9 protein-coding genes are annotated in these 20,085 nt (G+C 44.5%); 1 reads left to right on the forward strand and 8 read right to left on the reverse strand.

Annotation, left to right across the window (positions count from 1 at the left end; all coding sequences use genetic code 11):
• Positions 1-366: 366 nt before the first annotated feature.
• Positions 367-1,260 carry an AraC family transcriptional regulator gene (locus BLP33_RS18030; protein WP_090531643.1) on the forward strand — a complete coding sequence of 298 codons (894 nt, stop codon included), beginning with the start codon at positions 367-369 and terminating at the stop codon, positions 1,258-1,260.
• Positions 1,261-1,455: 195 nt separating this feature from the next.
• Here the strand turns inward: BLP33_RS18030 and BLP33_RS18035 are convergent, their stop codons facing one another.
• From BLP33_RS18035 to BLP33_RS18070, 8 genes are all read right to left on the reverse strand, one after another.
• The gene (locus BLP33_RS18035) at positions 1,456-2,382 is read right to left on the reverse strand and encodes a dihydrodipicolinate synthase family protein (protein WP_090531645.1); all 927 of its coding nucleotides are present in this window, start codon (positions 2,380-2,382) and stop codon (positions 1,456-1,458) included.
• An 11-nt stretch (positions 2,383-2,393) separates the two neighbouring features.
• Positions 2,394-3,950 (reverse strand): sodium:solute symporter family protein, encoded by a 1,557-nt coding sequence (locus tag BLP33_RS18040; RefSeq protein ID WP_090531648.1) that lies wholly within the window; start codon positions 3,948-3,950, stop codon positions 2,394-2,396.
• Positions 3,951-4,264: 314 nt separating this feature from the next.
• Positions 4,265-6,664, reverse strand: coding sequence for a glycoside hydrolase family 2 TIM barrel-domain containing protein (locus BLP33_RS18045; RefSeq protein ID WP_090531650.1), 2,400 nt, complete (start codon positions 6,662-6,664; stop codon positions 4,265-4,267).
• A complete protein-coding gene (locus BLP33_RS18050) occupies positions 6,661-7,734 on the reverse strand; it encodes a glycosylase (RefSeq protein WP_090531652.1) in 1,074 nt (357 codons plus the stop codon). Before BLP33_RS18050 ends, BLP33_RS18045 begins: the two co-directional genes overlap by 4 nt.
• Positions 7,735-7,796: 62 nt before the next feature.
• A complete protein-coding gene (locus BLP33_RS18055; protein ID WP_090531655.1) occupies positions 7,797-10,559 on the reverse strand; it encodes a family 78 glycoside hydrolase catalytic domain in 2,763 nt (920 codons plus the stop codon).
• A gap of 9 nt (positions 10,560-10,568) precedes the next feature.
• Positions 10,569-14,159 carry a malectin domain-containing carbohydrate-binding protein gene (locus tag BLP33_RS18060; protein ID WP_254780188.1) on the reverse strand — a complete coding sequence of 1,197 codons (3,591 nt, stop codon included), beginning with the start codon at positions 14,157-14,159 and terminating at the stop codon, positions 10,569-10,571.
• 270 nt (positions 14,160-14,429) lie between these two features.
• A complete protein-coding gene (locus BLP33_RS18065; RefSeq protein ID WP_090531660.1) occupies positions 14,430-17,237 on the reverse strand; it encodes a glycoside hydrolase family 95 protein in 2,808 nt (935 codons plus the stop codon).
• A 5-nt stretch (positions 17,238-17,242) separates the two neighbouring features.
• The gene (locus tag BLP33_RS18070) at positions 17,243-19,996 is read right to left on the reverse strand and encodes an alpha-d-galacturonidase (RefSeq protein WP_254780190.1); all 2,754 of its coding nucleotides are present in this window, start codon (positions 19,994-19,996) and stop codon (positions 17,243-17,245) included.
• Positions 19,997-20,085 lie beyond the last annotated feature (89 nt).

Below are 20,085 nucleotides of genomic sequence, written 5' to 3' on the forward strand. Positions count from 1 at the left end.
AATTTTTTTACGCAATTAATTGTTCATATCACAATTAATCAACTGTTAAAATCCTGTCAGTTCTAAAAGCCTGATAAAAAGTATAATTAATTTTATTGGTTTATATTTCCTGGTATCCTGCAGCCTGATTTACAAGTTGCTTTAACAAATATCAATGGTTAGCCTTTGCCTTTCCTATTTGTATTTATCTATTTATTATACAATCTTATCATAACCCGCTTTTCGTGTTAGGGTAATTTTTTGTCAAAAGAAAATTACATTCGTGCAAATTGAGTTTGATTAAAAATTACTACTTTTAAAATATAAACCAGCGCGACGCATACTTAATTGTCCGCTCACCTGCTAATCTTTATTGATTTTTACAAAATGAAGCCCCATTTTCTCAAGGTTGCGGTTAAACCGCAAAATTCATTCAGTATCAGGCATGATATTTTGCCCACCTTCCGGGGTATCTGGCACTACCATCCCGAGCTTGAATTACACTACGTAATAAAGGGCGAAGGGGTTAGGTTTATTGGTGATAATATCAGCAATTTTTCGCCAGGCGAAATCACATTGCTGGGAGAGGCCCTACCACACTGCTGGCGCTGCAAGGATGAATATTTTTTGCCCGAATCCGGATTGAATGTTGAGGTGATCGTGATCCACTTTTTGCCCGACTGCCTTGGTCGTTATTTGTTAAATTTACCCGAAGCGTTCATGCTGCCCAAGTTGTTTGAGAAAGCTAAAAGCGGAATGGTAATTAAGGGCGAAGCAAGAACCGAACTGGCCAAACTGATGCGGCAGGCAGCGGAAGCCACCAACCTCGACAGGATCATTATTCTGTTATCGATATTAAAAGTATTAGCCGAAAATGAAGACTTTGAACCAATAACGCTATCACACAGTGACTTTCATCAATCCAACGAATCGGACACCATTCGCCTTAATAAAGTATGCTCCTATACGCTGGCCAACTATAAACAGGAGATCAGCCTGGAAAAAATAGCGGCCATTGGCAACCTCAGTGTCACCTCCTTTTGCCGATATTTTAAACTGATGACCAAGAAAACGTATTTTGATTTTTTAACCGAGATCAGGATCAGTCATGCCTGCCGGTTTTTGATTGAGGACAAATTACCCACCGAGGTTTTGTGCTTTGAATGCGGTTATAACAACATCTCTAATTTTTACCGACACTTTAAACGGGTTACCGGCATGACCCCGCTTGAGTATAAACGCCGGTATATTAAAGGACAAAAGCAGGCGATTTCTGCTTAGTTTGGTTAAGTATTAAATCGTTAGCCAAAAGTTCCAACAGGCTGTTTTAAAATGCAGAGACGCATCACATGCGTCTCACGCATGCAAATCCAGGGTTTAATGAATTACAAAACGGCTTGTCCTATGGGAGACGCATGTGATGCGTCTCTACGTAAAACTTCACAACAGAATTTAAACAGGACTTTCAACTTAAGACTAATAGATACCGATCTCACTTTGAAGTGTAGTGTAGTTAGCGTAAAGATCTTCTATTTTATTGCGGATGGCCGGCGAGAAATAACCAACATCGCGCCGGGTAGTTGTTGATATTTTGAAGCCCCGTTTGGTAAGATAATATTTAGCAATTACCGGGTAAACATTGTGCATCACATCCATATTTTCGGTTAGAAATTCCTGTACCATGGCAACCTCATGCTGGCGCGATGCATCGGCATAATGATTACACAACCAAACAATAAGCTCCGGAAAAAAATTTCCCTGAATGCATGACAACCCGGCCGAACCTGCTTTAAGTGATTCAACCGCGTGAACCATATAAGCATCATACAGCCCAAACGCCGGATTAACTTTGCTTGCCTCCAATTTCTGTTTTACCACGTCAATTTTAAGGCAGGTATCTTTATGATATATTACCCTGCCTGTTGCTGCAAAATGATGAAGCTGTTCTGCCGATAATAACCTTTTGTATGGAACCGGGCATTCGTAAAATCCTAAAGGGATATTTTCTGTTTGATCAAAAAGATCAAAAACGCGATCATTAAACGCAGTATCCGGCTCATTGACATCAGCAAGTAAACTGGTAATGGCAATTACCGCTGAAGTGCCGGTATCATACACCCTCTTTATAAAATCAGCTTGTTTTTCAACCGGGCCACCAAAGGTTCCGGTAGCTACAACAGGAACAGCGCCGTCAACAGTTTCAACCACATGTTTGATAATTGCCAAACGTTCCTCGCCGCTCAGTTCAAACATTTCGCTCGAGAGGCAATTGGCAAACACACCAGCCGCACCCGCGCGCAGGTACATTTCGGTTAAGCGGGTAAGCGCTGCATAATCAATAGCACCGTTATCTTTAAAGGGCGTTAACATTACCGGGATAAAACCCTTTTTTGATTGTTCCATTTTGATGATTATTAAACTGTTAACTGCCTTGTTTTTGTTAATAAAATCCCCGTTAAAAAAATAGCCAATGTACCGGCCACAATTATCATATTGGTATTCAATGTGCTGCGAAGGGCTGCGTATTGCTCCGGAATGAGTGACGGAAAAGTAAGCCAGATGATCACCAAAATACCTATGATACTGGCAATGATAGCCTCATGGTTACGGGTTTGCCTGCTGATAATGCCCAGCAAAAACAAACCGAGCATGCCTGCTGCAAAAATCCCCGAAAGCTGCCACCATAAATCAAGGATACTTTTTACCCCTATCATGGCTATTCCGGCGGCCATACCCGCAAAGCCAAAAAGTACGGTACCAATGTGCAGGGCGTTCAATGTATTTTTATCGCTGAGTTTCGGCTTAAAGTAGCGTTTGTAAATGTCGATGGTAAAAACAGTAGCTGATGAGTTCATACCCGAACTGATGGTGCTCATGGCAGCCGATAAAATAGCGGCTACGATAATACCAACCAATCCTGCAGGGATTTTGGTAACCATAAAATGCGGCATGATCTTATCGCCGTAATCGGCAGGGGTTAGTTTGTTCATAAATGCCGAAATATCGGTTGCCGAAGCCGCTGCAGGCAGGCGCTCGATAGCTACCTGGTGCTTAAGGCTTAAGATCAGATCGGGATGCTGGCTGTAGTAAGCATATAAGCATGAACCTATTACAAAAAACAGGAAAGATGCCGGCACATAAATACCAACGCAAAACCATACCGATTTGGCGGCCTGCTTGGTAGATGTAGCCGCGTGATAACGCTGAATATAGTTCTGATCCATCCCAAAGTTATTTAGATTGATGAAGAAACCGTAGAACAGGATCACCCAAAAAGTCGGTTCGGTAAGGTTCAATGAAAAACTACCCAGACTGAATTTGTGATCAGCTTTACCAATTTCTATGATCTTATCAAAGCCGCCGGGGATGCTGTTTACCACCAAATAAATGATCAGCAGGGCTCCTAAAGTTTTGATGATAGCCTGCACAACTTCTGTCCAGATCACAGCTTTGATCCCTCCTGATACCGTGTACAGGATAATAGAGATTCCCATTACCACCATAATGGTCTTCATAGCCAGACCGGTAAGCGCCTGCAGGCTTAACGCTATGCCAAAAAATACAGAACCCATACGGGCTATCTGCGTAAGCAAAAAGCAAATAACCGCATAAACCCTTGCCCATGGGCCAAAACGTTTTTCGAAATGCGTATAGGCCGAAATGTTACCGGTATTACGATAAAATGGTATAAAATATTTAACAGCAATCCAGGCCGCAAATGGCATGGATAGGCTAAAAACGAAAGCGTTCCAGTTGCCGCCGTAGGCTTTGCCGGGTACACCTAAAAAGGTGTTACTGCTTAAAAAAGTAGCATAAATTGATAAACCGATAGCCCAGCCCGGTATTAAACCAGATGCAACGGTGAACTGTTCGGCATTTTTATTTTTACGCGAAAAATAAAAACCCACCAGCACCATAGCTATAAGGTAAATACCTATAATGGTAAAATCTAACACGGGCAACACTTTCATGCGTTAATCGGGTAGTACAGTAAATTTAATGTTATGGTTTATAAATTGCATAACAAATGTAACGTACCGCTGTTAGCCTTTACTGTAATATTTTCGCCTGCTATTGTAGGATATTAGCATCAGAGCTAAGTGGCGGCGGGATTAATTAAACAAAAGATTTTAAAAATGCCCTCTCGAGAGGGGGCGCGGCGGAAAGAGCGGCAGCAGGGGTGTGTTTCTGCGATCGACAACCAAAGTGCAGAAACACACCCCTCCGCCCCTCTCAAGAGGGGAATCGCGTGAGTCCGCTCTTTTTTTCGTAAGTTAAAAGCTCATCAACGTGCGCTTTCAATAATCAAGTGAGCCGGTTTCAGCCCATCGGCAGCAGCATTAATGGTAATTTTCCCGCCAACAGATTTAGATTGGATAATAGCCAATCCCAAACCGTTAAACACATGGTGCTGATCAGATACAAAAGGATCCAGATCGGTTTGAGAACCATTATCCACCCCTTTCAATATGCCTTGTCCGGTTACTTTAAATTTCACCAATTGATTAGCGTCAGGTACCGGAATATTATTTTTATCCAGAACAGATACGGTAATGTAAGAAAGATCTTTACCGCCGGCTTTGATTTTATCCCGATCTGCCTTGAGTTGTATTTTGTAAGGTTCGCCTGCTGTAACTACCTGCTTAGTCAACACCACTTTACCATTACGGCGCGATATGGCTTTTAATACTCCCGGCTCATATTTTACACGCCACATCACATGCAGGTCGTCGCCGGCTTTCTTTCTCACGCCTATCGATTTTCCATTCAGAAAAGCTTCTACCTCATCGGCATTATTATAATAGGCCCAAACATCAATCATCTGCCCAGGCTTCCAGTTCCAGTGCGGCAACAGGTGTAAAACCGGCTTATTTGTCCATTCACTTTGGTACATGTAATAAACATCCTTCGGAAAACCGGCCAAATCAACAATACCAAAGTATGAGCTTCGGGCCGGCCATAGGTATGGGGTTGGTTCGCCGATGTAATCAAAGCCTGTCCACACAAAAAGGCCCGAAAGGAAGTCATGCTTTTTGATGATCTTCCAGGTTTCCTCATGTGTTGAGCCCCAATAGGCCGAAACATTATCATAAGATGATACCGTGAGATCAGCATTGCCATCCTTCAAAGGTGTTTTGCCATCTTTGGGCCAGCGCCTGATACTGTCCGACGGCATATCATAATGCCCCCGTGTTGCCAGGGCCGACATATTTTCGGTACCGATAAACTTTTGACCGGGGTAGTTTTTCTTAAAATCTGCATAAACCTCCTGGTGATAGTTTAAACCCACTAAATCAAGCGCACCCGACTGGTAAATAAAATTCTTTTTAGGGTCGGCATCGCTCAGGGCCGATGTAACTAATCGTGTGTTATCTAACTGCTTTACAACTTTAACCAGCTCGCGACCAATACTTACACCTGTACTGTCAAATTGCTCCCTGATCTCGTTACCAATACTCCATGCAAAAACAGATGGGTGGTTACGATCACGTAATACCTGGTCTTGCAGGTCTTTTACATGCCATTTATCCCAATCCTCGTGGTAATCGTGTTTGCTTTTTTTCTTCTTCCACATATCAAAAGCTTCGTCCATCACCAGGAAACCCATTTTATCGCATAGGTCGAGCAGATCGGGTGCGGGCGGATTATGCGAGGTGCGGATAGCATTGCAACCCATATCCTTTAAGATCTGCAATTGCCGTTCAATGGCACGGGTATTAACAGCCGTGCCCAAAGCTCCCTGATCATGGTGCAGGCATACGCCAAGAATTTTCATCGGCTCACCATTCAGGCTGAAACCTTTATCCGCATCGAAATTAAAATACCTGATACCGGTAGTTATGACATAATCATCAATAACCTGATCTGCAGCCGTCAATTGCAGTTTCACTTTGTACAGATAAGGATGCTTTACTGACCATAGTTGAGGATTCCGAACGCTTATATTCTGCTGAATTACAGTATCGGTTATTGACGTTGTTACAACCCCTGCAACCTTTCCTTTATCATCCAAAACAGAAGCTTTGAGCTTAAACTTTGAGTCAATCGAACCTGGTAAAACCGTGCGAATATTGATCTCTGCTTTTTGATGATCAACCCGCGGCGTGGTTATAAATGACGACCATTGCGGCAGATGCGTTTTGTTGACCGTTGTTAGCCACACGTTACGATAAATACCCGACCCGGTATACCAGCGAGAATTAGGCTGATCGCTGTTATCAACCCGAACGGCAATCACATTTTGTTGTGTACCGAATTTAAGGTAAGGCGTTAAATCATATCTGAACGAGATATAGCCGTTAGGCCGTTTGCCTAAATAATGGCCATTAATCCAAACTTCGCTGTTATGAAAAACGCCGTCGAAATCAATAACAATAGTTTTAGTTTTTGACGATGCAGGGATTATAAAACTTTTACGATACCAGCCGATACCGGCAGGCAACCCACCTTCTGCCTGTGTGGTAGGGTTTTTACTGTCGAATTTACCTTCGATACTCCAGTCATGCGGCAGATCAAGCTTTTGCCAATTGCTATCATCATAGCTTACTGCGTTAGCAGTCGAATCGTCACCCAGGAAAAACTTCCAGTTAGAGTTAAAACTTTCTGTTTTGCGCACGTTTTGAGCAGATGCAAAACCAGCCACGAAAAGCGTTAAACACAGTGTATATAGATAACGGAACCTCATTTCGTTTTGCTTTTCTTTACAGGCGCCGCAACAAAGTTCAGTTCGCTTTTACCCAGATCTTTTGATACAGCTACCGCTATACCACGCTGATCGGCTTTGTTTACGGCACAATAAAAATGGTAGACTATGCCTTTGTATTTAACCACGCATGATTTATGGGCGAACATGTTATCATAAGGTTCGGACGATTGAATGAGCTTCTCCCCTGTCCAATCAGTCCAGTGCACCAAGTCATACGAGCAGGCAAAGCGGTTAAACACGCCTGAGTCGCCGGTTTTCCAGAAAGCGCCGAAATAAAACATGACATATACATTTCCTATTTGCTGAATGTACGGGTCGCCGGTAATACCGTCGCCGTGATTCAATACCGGGTCTTTACCGAAGCGTTTCCAGTGCAGCATATCATCAGACATAGCCATGCCAATGCGCTCCGCTCCTCGCTTTTTATTAACGCTGTCGCCATTGGCGTTGTAGTACATAATGAACGGGTGACCGGTTAGCTTCTTTTTATCCCAGATCACGGTTTGTTTGTATTGCGTGTGGTTATCCCACCAGCTTACATCTTTATCAATACTTGACAATACCGGATGATCTAATCCCTGCCATTCATGTACCGCACCCGGATCTGTATCGGTAGAAGCCACACTTATGGATAACAAACCTTTCTCATAGCCTTTGCTTTGCCCGCCAAAATACGATAACCAATATTTGCCATTATACTGCTGCAATTTGTATGATCCACCCCATTTATAATCCTGCAAACCGACATAACCGGCTTTTTGGTTATTGTCCCATTTGGTAGTATCGTCCGAAAATGAAAGGATGCGGCCCCGTGTTTTCCAGTGCAGCAGGTCTTTACTATCGGCCAGCCAGGTTTCGTATCCGCGACCGTTAAAAATAATATAGCTCATATACCAGCTGTCACCCTGGCGAAAAACCGTGGGGCAATCAGCCTTCTGGCTATTATCTTCCGGAGCTATCACCAAGCCATATTTGTAAGGCGTTTTAACCTGCTCGTAAATATCTTTCATCACCTTCTCGGGTACTTCCTGGGCATGTGCCTTCAGCATAAAAAAAACACAGACAAGGAACGCAGACGATTTAAAAATGTGTTTCATAGAGTGTATAAATATTATTTGGCCACGAACGTGTAATTACCCGATCCCACCTTGATTTCTGCTTTTCCATCGTGATAGCCGATAAACTTAAGATCACGGCGGGTTTTGATATTTTGCCCATCCACCATAATAGCGGCATTGCTTTTTACGGGCAAAAAAATACTTGCAGTAGTATTTGCCGGGATACTTACCTCCAGTTTAAACTGCCCCCGCCCCTTCTCCCAACTGCTTGAAATATTGCCATAGGGCGATTTATAATTAGCCTTAGTCCAGGTTACATTGCCCACAGTTTCGGGCCTGATCTCGATTTTATTAAATGCGATGGCATCATCTGCCGGGCGGATCCCGGCCAGGCCGCTGTAAAACCACTCCATCAGGTGCCCCAACATAAAGTGGTTGTTGGATACCGAAGGCAATGCCGCCCATGATTCGGTTAAGGCAGTGGCACCGTGAGCCAGTTGATAACCATAGCCCGGCACATCCGCACGACTGTTCATATCGTAGATCACATCCGAGCGACCTTCGTCATCCAGCACACGCAACAGGTAACGATAACCAATATCTCCGGCAGTAAGTGCATTGCCACGGTCGCGAATGTCTTTTACAATATTGTTAATCACAGCAGTTTTATATTGCGGTTCAACCAATCCGGCATAAACCGACATAGCGTTGGCAGCCTGGCTGCCTGTGCCGTATTGTTTGGTATCGGCGTTAAAAAACTTTTGATTATAAGCCTGTTTAACCTCGATAGCGAGTTTTTTGTATGATGCGGCATCATCGTTTTTGCCAAGCAAGGTTGCCATTTTTCCGGCTATATCCAGGTCATAATAGTAAAGCGAAGTAGCCGTAATACCCTGCGGCGTTAACTGCGAAACGCCGGGAGGATTTGGACCAAGATCATACCAATCGCCTAAGCCTTGGTACAATAAATGGTTTTGAGATTTTTTATCAAGGTAGACCAGGTACCGTTTGATCATATCATAGTTTTGAGCCAGTACCTCTTTATCGCCATACCATTGGTATACATACCACGGCAAAATCACCGCGTTGCTCCCCCACTCGGGCGAGTCGCGGAAAGGTTCATCAAACTTTACATATTCGGGCGAAATTTCGGGGATCAATCCATCCTTTGTTTGAGAGATGCGCATATCGTTAACACACTTACGCGCCAGGCCAACGATATCATAATTGTAATGTAGGGAGCTGCCGACTAAATGCGCTTCTTCCAGCCAGCCCAGTTTTTCGCGGTGAGGACAATCGGTAAATACGCTTGCCATGTTGCTTTTCATGGCCCAGTCAATCAGTTTAAACGTTTTGTTAAACAGCTCATTTGAACAAGCGAAACTGCCCACGGTTTCGGCACTGTTACGGGTGTGCAACCCTTTAATATCAACGATCATGGGTCGCTTCGATACATTGGTTTCTCCTTGGGGAACAGCACCCTGTACCTGCAAATACCTAAAACCGTAATAAGTAAACAAGGGATGCCAGGTTTCAACACCATCGCCCTTCAACACGTAATCATAATAATGTGGACTGCCGGAAGCTTTCTGATTAGCGCTGCCATCTTCATTCACCAATTCGGCGGGGATAATACGCACGGTATCTCCTTTTTTACCTTGCACAGTAATTTGCGGGATTCCTGAAAAGTTCTGGCCCAAATCATAGATCCATGCACCATTAGCAAGTTGCTTTTTATTTTGAGGCTTCAACGCCTGCATAATTTTCAAAGGCTCGGCCATTTGCGCGTTCAATTCGGGTATGCCATCTACTTTAACAACATTTCGCCATTTTAAGTCGTCAAAATTGTTGGTATTCCAACCCGGTTGCTCAAGGTTGGCGTTATAATCCTCGCCACCATAAATGCTGCTGAAAGTAACCGGCGAAGGTGCCGTTTTCCATGAGCCATCACTAACAACATTTTCTACCTTGCCGTTATCATATTCCAGCATCAAACGGCAAATCATTTTAGGATAACCAAAGGCACCGGTGAGCTTGCGATAACGTTTATCCCGCGGAATGTAATAAAATCCATTGCCAAGCATTACGCCAATAGCATTTTTTCCCGAAAGAAGTTGACTGGTTACATCAAAAGGCACATATAGTGCCTGCTTATCATATTTTGTCCACCCGGGATCAAGGAAATGATCGCTAACTTTTTTACCATTCAGGCTTAGCTCAAAATGACCTAACCCGCATATATAAAGCGTGGCTTTTTTAAGCTTGCCATCAACATTAAAATTCTTGCGTATTAAAGGCAAAACATCATTGGCTGCGCCCAGCTTTTTAGGCCCTTTACCATGATAAAAGGGAACAATGACCGATGAATCATGTAATTTATCATAAGCTATCCAATCGGCACCATGCCAGTCTTTTTTTGTAAGCAGGCCCATTTGCCAGCTGGCAGTATTACTCCATGCCGATGCTTTGCCATGGTTGTCCCAAACCATTACCTTCCAGTAATATGTTTTTGCGGCTTGCATAGGCTTACCATTACATGAAACCTGCAGCGATGCACCGGATGATACCTTTCCCGAATCCCATATATCGGCAATATTACTTTTGAGTTTAGCAGCGTCACCGGCAACCAAAACCCGGTAAGCGGTTTGCAGGGTGCTGTGGGCATCACTTTGTATTTGCCAGCTCAGCTTTGGCTTAAGCGATTCGATACCCAACGGAGTGGTTTTGTACTCGCATTGCAGGTTTAACACCTTCAGGCTTTGCGCAAAAAGGCCGAAGGGCAGTAACAAAAACAACAGGCTGATCCTTTTTTTCATGTTAATATTTTATTGCATTTCGATACCCGAAACAGCCAAACCATCGGCCTTAATTCCTGTGATTACCAGCTTATAATTCCCCGCGTTGATACTTGTGCCCGTATTGGTTGCAACCGTGCCCGATTTATTTTTGGCAACCGGTTTAAAACTCAGTTCTTCCTCCTTCATCACCGTACCATCGGCGGCCAGTAATTGCATTTTTGCCGTAAAAGTTTGATTGCTCTGGTTATAATATTTTATGCGCAAGGCGTACAGGTCGGCAACACCCGGTGTTAACGCGAATGCCACACTGCCGCTTGCCACGCTGTTAAATTTAATTACTTTTTTTCCGTTCAGGGTGTCGGCTTTTAAACCATCGCCTTTTATCTCAGCCGTCTCCGCTTTATAACTTACGGTTTTACGAAGGTCAGTAGCCGGTTGCAGCGAAGTAACGGGCAGTACTACCACGGTGTACATGAACCTGCCTTTGTTTTCGCCTAACGTAACTACATCAGCCTTTTTAAAACGCTTCCTGTAAACAGGTAGCTGATGGCCTCCATCAGCATCTGTTTTTACAAACAAGCCGGTATTTTCATAATCAGCAAGCCATGCTGGTCGTTGCAAGGCGGGCACATCCATGGCAACATAAACATCGGCATCAGCATTTAAAGTAAAAGCCCCCTCTAAATCTCCCCCGGTAGGGGAGACTTTCAAAGCCCTCCCTTCCAGGGTGGGGTGGGTGGGACTTATCCAATCTGCACCATAAAATATTGGCGGCAGATCATTAAAAGTTACCCCGGCATCGGTGTATTGTTTTTGGCCAATGTCCATCCAGTTTTTTACCACCCATTTATTATGGCCCTGTAATTGACCGATTATTCCTTTGCTTCCTTGTTGTGGCTTTGCCGCCTTATTTAAAGTACTGATGGCTATAGCTGATATAATTGCTTCACCGGCCGCTGCGTTCGGAAAAGATATAGTTAGCATCCCGCCCGTAACATGGGCAACGATATTTTTCTTAAGCGCTTTAGCATATCCTGCTTCTTTCCAGATATCCAGATTGCGGATCGTGGTTTTGCCATTCAGGGCTACATCAAACAAACGCCAGCCTGAACAATCCATCCCGCCGCCTGTGCCATACCAGGGCTCGGTAAAATATAGGTCGATACGATAATCACCATCAGGTACCGGGAAATTAAATTTTAGTTTATCTAAACCATACCGAAAAGTCTGGAACAAAGCCCCATCGGCCGTGTTGCTGATCCTGTCGAAAGTGCGTTGCTGACTGGCAAAGAACTGAGGCATTCCGGGGTAATTGTCCGTCCATGATGTGGAGCCGGGTTCTTGTTTATTATCCTGATGCCTGTCGGCCATCCAGGTGTTGCCGTAGGTATCGGTGTAATCCGGTCCGCCGCAATTGAGACGGTACAAATAGTTGTAACCAGCTTCGGGTTTCAGGATAGCGGGATTCTCTTTTGGCAAATGAGGTGCTTGTGGCACATGGTTTAACATGATCTCATCATGCGTTACCGGCTTGCCATTAACATATCCTACGGCGTACAGCACATTGTATTTGATATCTGCGCCATGCCATTGAAAATGCGTGCCGATACCCTGTCGTTTTCGTATACCTAAAGACTCATGGTTGAGATCATTAAAAAGCTCAACCTCATCGCAATTGGAGTAAACAATTATACTATCCTTCTTACCCGGAGTAAGCCAACGGTTGGGCCAGGTGTGCGATACAATGTAAACCATCGGCTCACTACCTTTAGGCGCATAATTGGCCCTGTACATGTAAAACGCATCGGTTGGCTGCCCCCAAGGTGTAAACAAACCTTTATAGTTAACAGGGCCAACCCTATCCAGTTCCCGCTGCCCTTCGCCGCCTTGTGTGCGACCAGGGTTTTCATGCGAATAGAGCAGCCATTGAAAATGCCCCGCAACCTGATCTTTTACAGACTCGGCCAGGCGGACTTTGGTTTCCATCAATTGGGTCATACGGTCTTCACTCAGCGGCCCATTTGCATTGAAAGGGCCTTCGGTATGTAAACCAAGGCTTCGCCATGCACCATATTCGCCTACTAAGATTTGTTTTTTCAGGTCATCTCCATAGGTAAGCGGGTTACCGCCGTAGGTACCCGTCCAGTTTTGAGGTACGTCCCAATCGGTACCTTCGCCGCCATTACAGGTTGTTATTTTGCGTTGCGATGAGGCTGTAGGGTCAAGCTTGCGGATGAGATCGCTGCATTCCCGGGCAAAATCGGCCGGTAACTTACTTTCGTTTTGTAATCCCCATAATATTACCGACGGGCTATTGCGCCGTTCTTTCACCCAGTCAATCAGTAAAGCTTTGTAATTGGCCCTGAACTCCGGCGAATCATACCAGATATGTGCCGAATATTGCGGCCACCATAAAATGCCCAGCTTATCCCAATACTGCTGATAGGCGAGGTTATGAGGCTGATGAGCATCCCGAAAAGCATTAAAACCAGCTGCTTTTACCTGCATTACCCTGGCTTTGATCTCCTCGGCTTCAAAAGCCTGACTTTTACCCATCAGGTGTTCATATTCAGCAATGCCATTGATAAAAACAGGTTTGCCATTGAGATAAAAACGATTGTCGTTATTATTTCTGCCAATTGGCCAGCTAATCCACCGGATACCGTAAGAGGTTTGAGTTCTGTCAATCAATTTTCCATCGGCCCAAATTTCCGTTACTACATGATACAGGTAAGGTTTTTCTAATGTCCATAGCTGCACGTTTTTAACATCGGAAAATTGTTGACTTACTGTATTAACCTCACCGGCTTTTAATATTTTTTTTGCTTTTGCTTGCGCGATAGTTTTGCCAGCGGCATCAACCATGCTGTTTGTCAAGGTTATTGCAGACGGCTTACCACTGTAGTTTTTAACTTCAGTTTCGAGATTAAGCGTGGCCGATCTTTCACGCACGGTAGTATCATTCCAGATATGTACACCAAAAGGCTCAATCCTGACGGCATTTGTGACCATCAAATGCACCGGTCTGAAAATACCCATCGGCTGCGAACCCTCCGAAAAGCCCGGATCATCAGAGCAGGCACCGCAAACCCAGGGCAGATCTTTAATAAACGAAGGGTGATCGGCCTTAACGCATAACAGGTTTTGTTTGCCTGCTTTGATAGCATCCGTTACATCAATAGTAAAAGATGTGCGTCCGCCGGCGTGGTAGCCTACCTGCTTGCAGTTGAGCCAGACTGTAGCGTAAGAACCAACGCCTTCAAACCAAAGGAAATAGCGCTTATCATTTTGCTTATTTTCAAGAGCGAATGTTTTACGGTACCATGCAGAGCCATGCCGGTTGCCATGTTTCAGGCGGCGATAGCCTCCGTAGATGTCCCAGTTATGGGGTACGTTTACTGTTTCCCATTGGGCATCATTAAAACCGGCTTGCTCAAAACCGGCATTCGCTTTTGGGTTGTTATCATCGGCAATACTTTTCCAGTTGGTATTTAATGAGATATCATTACGCTGTGCGAGAAGGGAACTATGAGAAAAAAGGAGCAAAAACAGCAGCGAGGCGATCAGTTTTAAAAAAGAGAAACACTCCTCTCTGCTCCTCTCAAGAGTAATAGTCAATGAATTGGCAATTCCCTCCCCTGGGAGGGGCGCGTTAGGATTGCGTGTTGGCAGGGAGGGGTTTATACGCCTTTGCGACGACAAGGCATTTCGCTGAAACCCCTCCCTACACCCTCCCAGGGGAGGGAATCGCGCAGCCCCCGGCGCTTTAAACCCAACTATTGTCTTTTTATGGGCTATTATTCTCTCAAGATAGGAATTGCACAATCCCAAAACAGATTGTTCTTTTCCAGTAATTTCGCTGTGATATTTTTGAGTTTCACCCATCTTTTACAATTGTTTCAGATCGGCGTCAAAGCGATAGCTTTTACCTTTTTGAGTTTCAATATTGATGATCTTTCCGGCGTAGTTTAACCGGCAAGTTTTACCCAGCTTGGAGATTACCTGCAGACTTTTCAAGCGCCCATTTTGCCATTCAAAATCCAGCATAAAACCACCTCTTGCGCAAATACCTTTGATGCTACCTTGCGGTAATGCAGTTGGCAAAGCTGGAAGCAGTTCAATAACATCACCCTGACTTTGTAAAAGCATTTCGGCTAAACCTGCTACGCCGCCAAAATTTCCGTCAATTTGAAATGGCGGGTGTGCATCGAACAGATTATGGTAAACGCCTCCCTTCTCTTTCCCGGAAGTTACGTCCGCAGGTGATAACAGTTTGCTCAGCATCAGATAAGCATGATCCCCCTCGTGCATCCGCGCCCAGATGTTTACTTTCCAGGCGATACTCCAGCCAGTGCCTTCATCCCGGCGGTATTTCATAGATTGTTCGGCAGCCTTTAACAGTTCGGGAGTTTTGAGCGAGATCTCAGTGCCGGGATAGACACCCCACATATGCGAAACATGCCGGTGGGTATCCGTGGTATCGTCCTTATCTTCCAGCCATTCCTGTAACTGGCCGTATCTGCCAATTTTATTCGGTGCTATCCGGCTGTATTTGAGTTTTAATGTATCGGCAAACGCCTTATCGATATTCAACACTTTGGCAGCTTCCATGCAGTTTTTGAAGAGATCGCGGATGATCTGGTGATCCATTGTTGGTCCAGCAACCAAACCTCCGTGCTCCGGCGAGTTGGATGGCGTGCTGATGAGGTAATCGGTTTTAGGATCTTTCACCAAAGAATGCACAAAGAACTCGGCTGCACCCTTCATTTCGGGATAAGCCCGTTTTTGCAGAAAATCCTTATCGCCGGTATACAAATAATGTTCCCATAACTGGTGGCAAAGCCAGGCAGCGCCGCTAACCCAAATGCCATGATTGGAAGCGTTAACAGGTGCAGTGCCGCGCCACAAATCCGTATTATGATGCAATACCCAGCCCGGTGCACCATAGTATTCAACCGCCGTTTCATGTCCGGTTTTGGCGAGATCATCAGCGATACTAAAAAACGGCTGACTGCAAGCCGATAAGTTAAGTACTTCGGCAGGCCAATAATTCATTTCGAGGTTAATATTGGTGGTGAACTTACTGCCCCACGGTGGTGTAAGCAGGTTATTCCACAAACCCTGCAAATTCGCCGGGCCGTTACCGGGCCGGGACGACGAGATCAGCAAATACCTGCCATATTGCGTATACAAGCTAATAAACGAAGGGTCAGGTGATTGGCCAAATTTCAGTATCCTTTCATCTGTTGGCAGCTCGGCATTTTCACACTTGCCTAAATCAATGGAAAAAGTATTGAAATACTTTTGATAATCTTTAATATGAGCAGCTTTAATGACGGCATAGCTTTTATGCGATAGAGCTGCAATCTGAGCCTTACAGATAGCCTCGGGATTGCCCGAGACATTGTGATAGTTTTTAAAATTGGTTGCAGCTGTGAGGTAAAATGTAGCCTCGTTAGCTCCAGTAACCGATATGTTTTTTGAATCCACTACAACCTTACCACCCGCCGCCTGTACATGCAGATAACTTACGCCACGCAAAACACCACTTTTTACTTTTAAAGACAGCGCGAGTGTATAGTCATCAATTTTACGGGTTACATAGTTTCTATGCAGACTGCTCATTAACGCCTTCAACGTAATTTTACCCGGCTTATCGGCAGTAAGATGTACGGCCATCATCTGATCGGGCGCACTGCTGAAATACTCACGAGTGTAGGTAACACCCTCGGCTTTATAGCTTACATGGGAGGTGGCATTTGCAAGATCAAGATCACGTTTATAATTGGCTACATCCTGTTTGGGAAATTGCAGGTACAGATCGGCAAATGGTTGGTAATCGGCATTGTAACGGGGATATGCGGGTGGGCTATCATCCTGGATAAAATATTTCCATTGACCGGCCAAATTAATCGCATCACTTTCACTTCCTCCGGGATAAACCGATAAAGTTTTAGCGTTGCTTGTAAATCCACCTTTATCGTAAAAATTAACTACCTGTACAGCGATCCTGTTTTCGCCGATATGTACCTTATCAGAAGGGATAATGTATTTCCTGTAAGCGTTACCCGATGTTGTGCCGATGTAATCTCCGTTAAGCCAGGTTCGATCTATATCACGTATCCTGCCTAAACTAATTACGATATTTTTTCCTTTCCAACCAGAAGGAATATTAAAATACTTAATAAACCAAACTGCTCCATCCAAACCTTCAAAACCGGGTGTTATTTCCCAGCCCTGTTCAATTGGCAAATTGATAGTTCTGAGATTATTATCATGAAATAACACGTCCTGCGGTAAATGATACGAACTCATCATATTAAACCATTTCGCCGAATCAACCGCATAAGTGGCTTCATTGCTCTTCATCCCCATAAAATGCTGCTGGGCCAGGGCCTCTGCTTCGGCTTGCTTACCATCTGCAAGGAGCTTGCGGATAGGTTCCAGATATTTCACGGCGCCTTTGTGGTTATAGTCGCGCGGGCCGCCTGTCCATAGGCTTTGTTCGTTGTATTGGATATGGTCTTCAGTAAGGCCGCCGTAAATCATGCCCCCAATGCGGCCATTGCCAATGGGTAAGGCATCAGTCCATTTCTGGGCAGGTTGTTTATACCAAAGCTTCAGGGGCTGTTGGGCAAAAACCTGTACAACTCCAAACAATAAAATCGCAATACATAAACCCTTCCTGCTATTCATAAATATCAGTTAAAAAGCCAGCGTAAATCTTTGATATTACCTTCGTTGCTCAGGCCAGCGTCATATACCGGCACATTAGCGTCAGCATCAACAATGCCTAAAACCAAGGCCGCACCTTTACCTAAGGTAAGCGTATTTGAACCTGCTTTAAAGGTATAGGTATGAATATTTATCGGCGGCAAGCCATCAATTTGAATGGCATTGGCAATTTTAATATCGGCCTGGCCAAAATCATTGGCGCTGGCATCTGTTTCCAATTGCGGCTCGGGCAGGTATTGAGGCATTTTGCTATTGAAAAAGCCAACAAGCAGCTTTACTGGTCTATCATTTTTAAAACTGATTGTTGTGCCGTTCTTCTGCTGACCTGCTTTAGATAGTTTTACACCTTTTAGACCTGCCAGCTCTTTCGCGGTATTTTTTATCAGAGCGGTTGTATCGATATAAACCGTTTCGCCTGAATTTATCTGATAATTACTGACATTATCCTCAAACTTCACAGGCGCATCTTTCAAAACGGTAACCTCTTTTTGCTTTTGCTGTATTTGAGGCGATTTCAATGAATCGATATTGCGTTTAAAGTTGTCAAGTTCCTTTTGATAAACCGGTAAAAGCTCGGCCCAGGTTTTCATTTTGGCATCATTGCCCCCTACCGGGATTTTGCGTTGTTTGGTTTGCATGCTGTTGGCATACAGGTAAGTATTTTCGGTTAGCCTTACCAGTTGCTTATAATAATCCAGACTGGTTTGCAACTCGGGTAAAGCCTTTTCCAGATCGGCGACATTATCCGAATATTTATAACGAAGTACCCATAAAGCTGCCTTTGCTTTGTAAGCATAATTATTGGCCATTGCGTTATAACAATACATATCATTTTTTAAGCGGGCAAACTCAGCTTTATCTTTACTAATTTTCGCTGATGCTTCGTCGATAGCCTCAACAGCTTTTTTCCCTTGCACTATTACACTATCGATAACTTTTACCGGTGTTTCGCCTACGTGCGGCTGGCGCTTCCATTCCCTTTCGGCATATTCACTCATCATTTCACCAACAGGGCCTTCTGAATTGTATAACAGCGAAAACAAACCGTATTTTTCAGGATTTACCAGCTGGCTCATCAGCATCCCTAAAGTCATTGTTTGGCGGTTACCATCGGTGATCCCGAAACGACGCAACAACTCGGGCGAGATATTGCCTGATTCTTCATAAGCTTTTAAAATAGCGTCGCCGTGCGCCTGGTCGCATCCGTACTTATCAGCCAGTTGCTTCGCCCAATAGCCTATTTCACCATCCCTGTCCCGCTTGCTATTCCAGGCATAACGCGACCATGCCTTATACCAGATCCAGTCCCTGTCCAACTGCAGCAGACGCTTACCATCAGTTTTATCTGCTGTATAAGGCCAATCCCAGTAGGATGCCTGCGGGTACAGGTGCAGGGCATTTGCCCCAAAAACGGTATGCATGGCCTGCACACATTTCTGAATAAAATCAGCCGATCCATAGCGGAAAGGCTCCAGGTTGGCAAGGATATGGACGTTTTCTATTTGTACGGTACCGATATTACTCAAAGTGCGATGAAGATCAGCCCAGGGACCATGTGGTTCATACGTAGTAAGTGCCTCACCATTGTATTTGGCCATGGTGTACAGGTTGTGATATAAAGGTTTGGCGTATTTCATCACCGTAGGTGCGTCGGTATCATGCGCACGGAGCACAATCGGCGGCTCATCTGTGCGACCCAGGGCTTTTAACCCGTCTTTTACGCCCGGAATAATGGTTTGCGTAAACCAGTCGATATCATCCTGACCCGCACCTTCCATAGCCTCGCCCAGTGTAATCAACAATCCAACGTGAGGGTATTTTTGTACAAAAGCAGCAATAGATTTACGGGTATAATCGGCAATGACGGGTACGATGTGTCGGTTCCTGTCCTGCGTTTTCAGGTTATTTTTTTCGGCGAAGGGTTTGGATACGATGATGTTATAAAAACCCTGAATAAGCCAGATGCCACGTTTATCAGCTTCCTCGGCCAAAAAACTATAGATCTCTTCGTTTTTTTTGAAAGTAGCGTCATCAACCTCAACAGCGTAAGGATATTCCTTTACCCGTACCAGCGAGGCAAAAGGGTGACCATTCCACAAATACAAAGAGTTCATTCGGTTATGCGCCAACGAATCCAGATAACGGATCCACAAAGCTTTATCATAAAACCATGGGAAATTTTGCGGCGTGTATGGGTACTCATAAGTACCCCGACCGGGAAGTAGCGCAGGCTTTTGCACCCCAATACAGGTACCCCGCAAAACCATTTCGGGCTGATCATGCAGGTTGATATTTACGGGAAGCTTGTTATTTAAATTGATCCTATCCGCCAGTTCAAGACAGCCATAAAGCGCACCTGAATTATCGGCACCTGCTATCAGGAGTTTATTTTTAAGGCCGCTATCACTGATGATAAAGCCCTCTTTTCGGGGTTGACTATTTGCAGCAGCCGCGAATTTCTTAACCGGAGCATCGGTAAGCAGCCCAATAACTATTGCGCTACCGGAAGGCATTGCGCCTTTATAAGTTTGTTCAGTAACTGAATATCCCGCATGCTGTAAAGCCTGAATCAACTTTTGTACGCCATAGCTTATCCTTGCATGATGCTTAGATAAGGTAACAATGGTGACTTTTTTTGACTTTCCCTGTGCGTTTAAATTTGAATGAAAACAAGAGATTAATATAAGCAACAGCAGCAGGCAACGGTTAAACATCTTCATTTTCATTGGTATTTAGACAGGCGTACGCAGAGCCGGTTTTCAATATTTGAAGCGAATTAGCTTCTTAAACCTACTCTTTAGTTTTGAAC

Origin of the sequence: Mucilaginibacter sp. NFR10, assembly GCF_900100445.1 — a bacterium.
Taxonomy (GTDB): domain Bacteria; phylum Bacteroidota; class Bacteroidia; order Sphingobacteriales; family Sphingobacteriaceae; genus Mucilaginibacter; species Mucilaginibacter rubeus.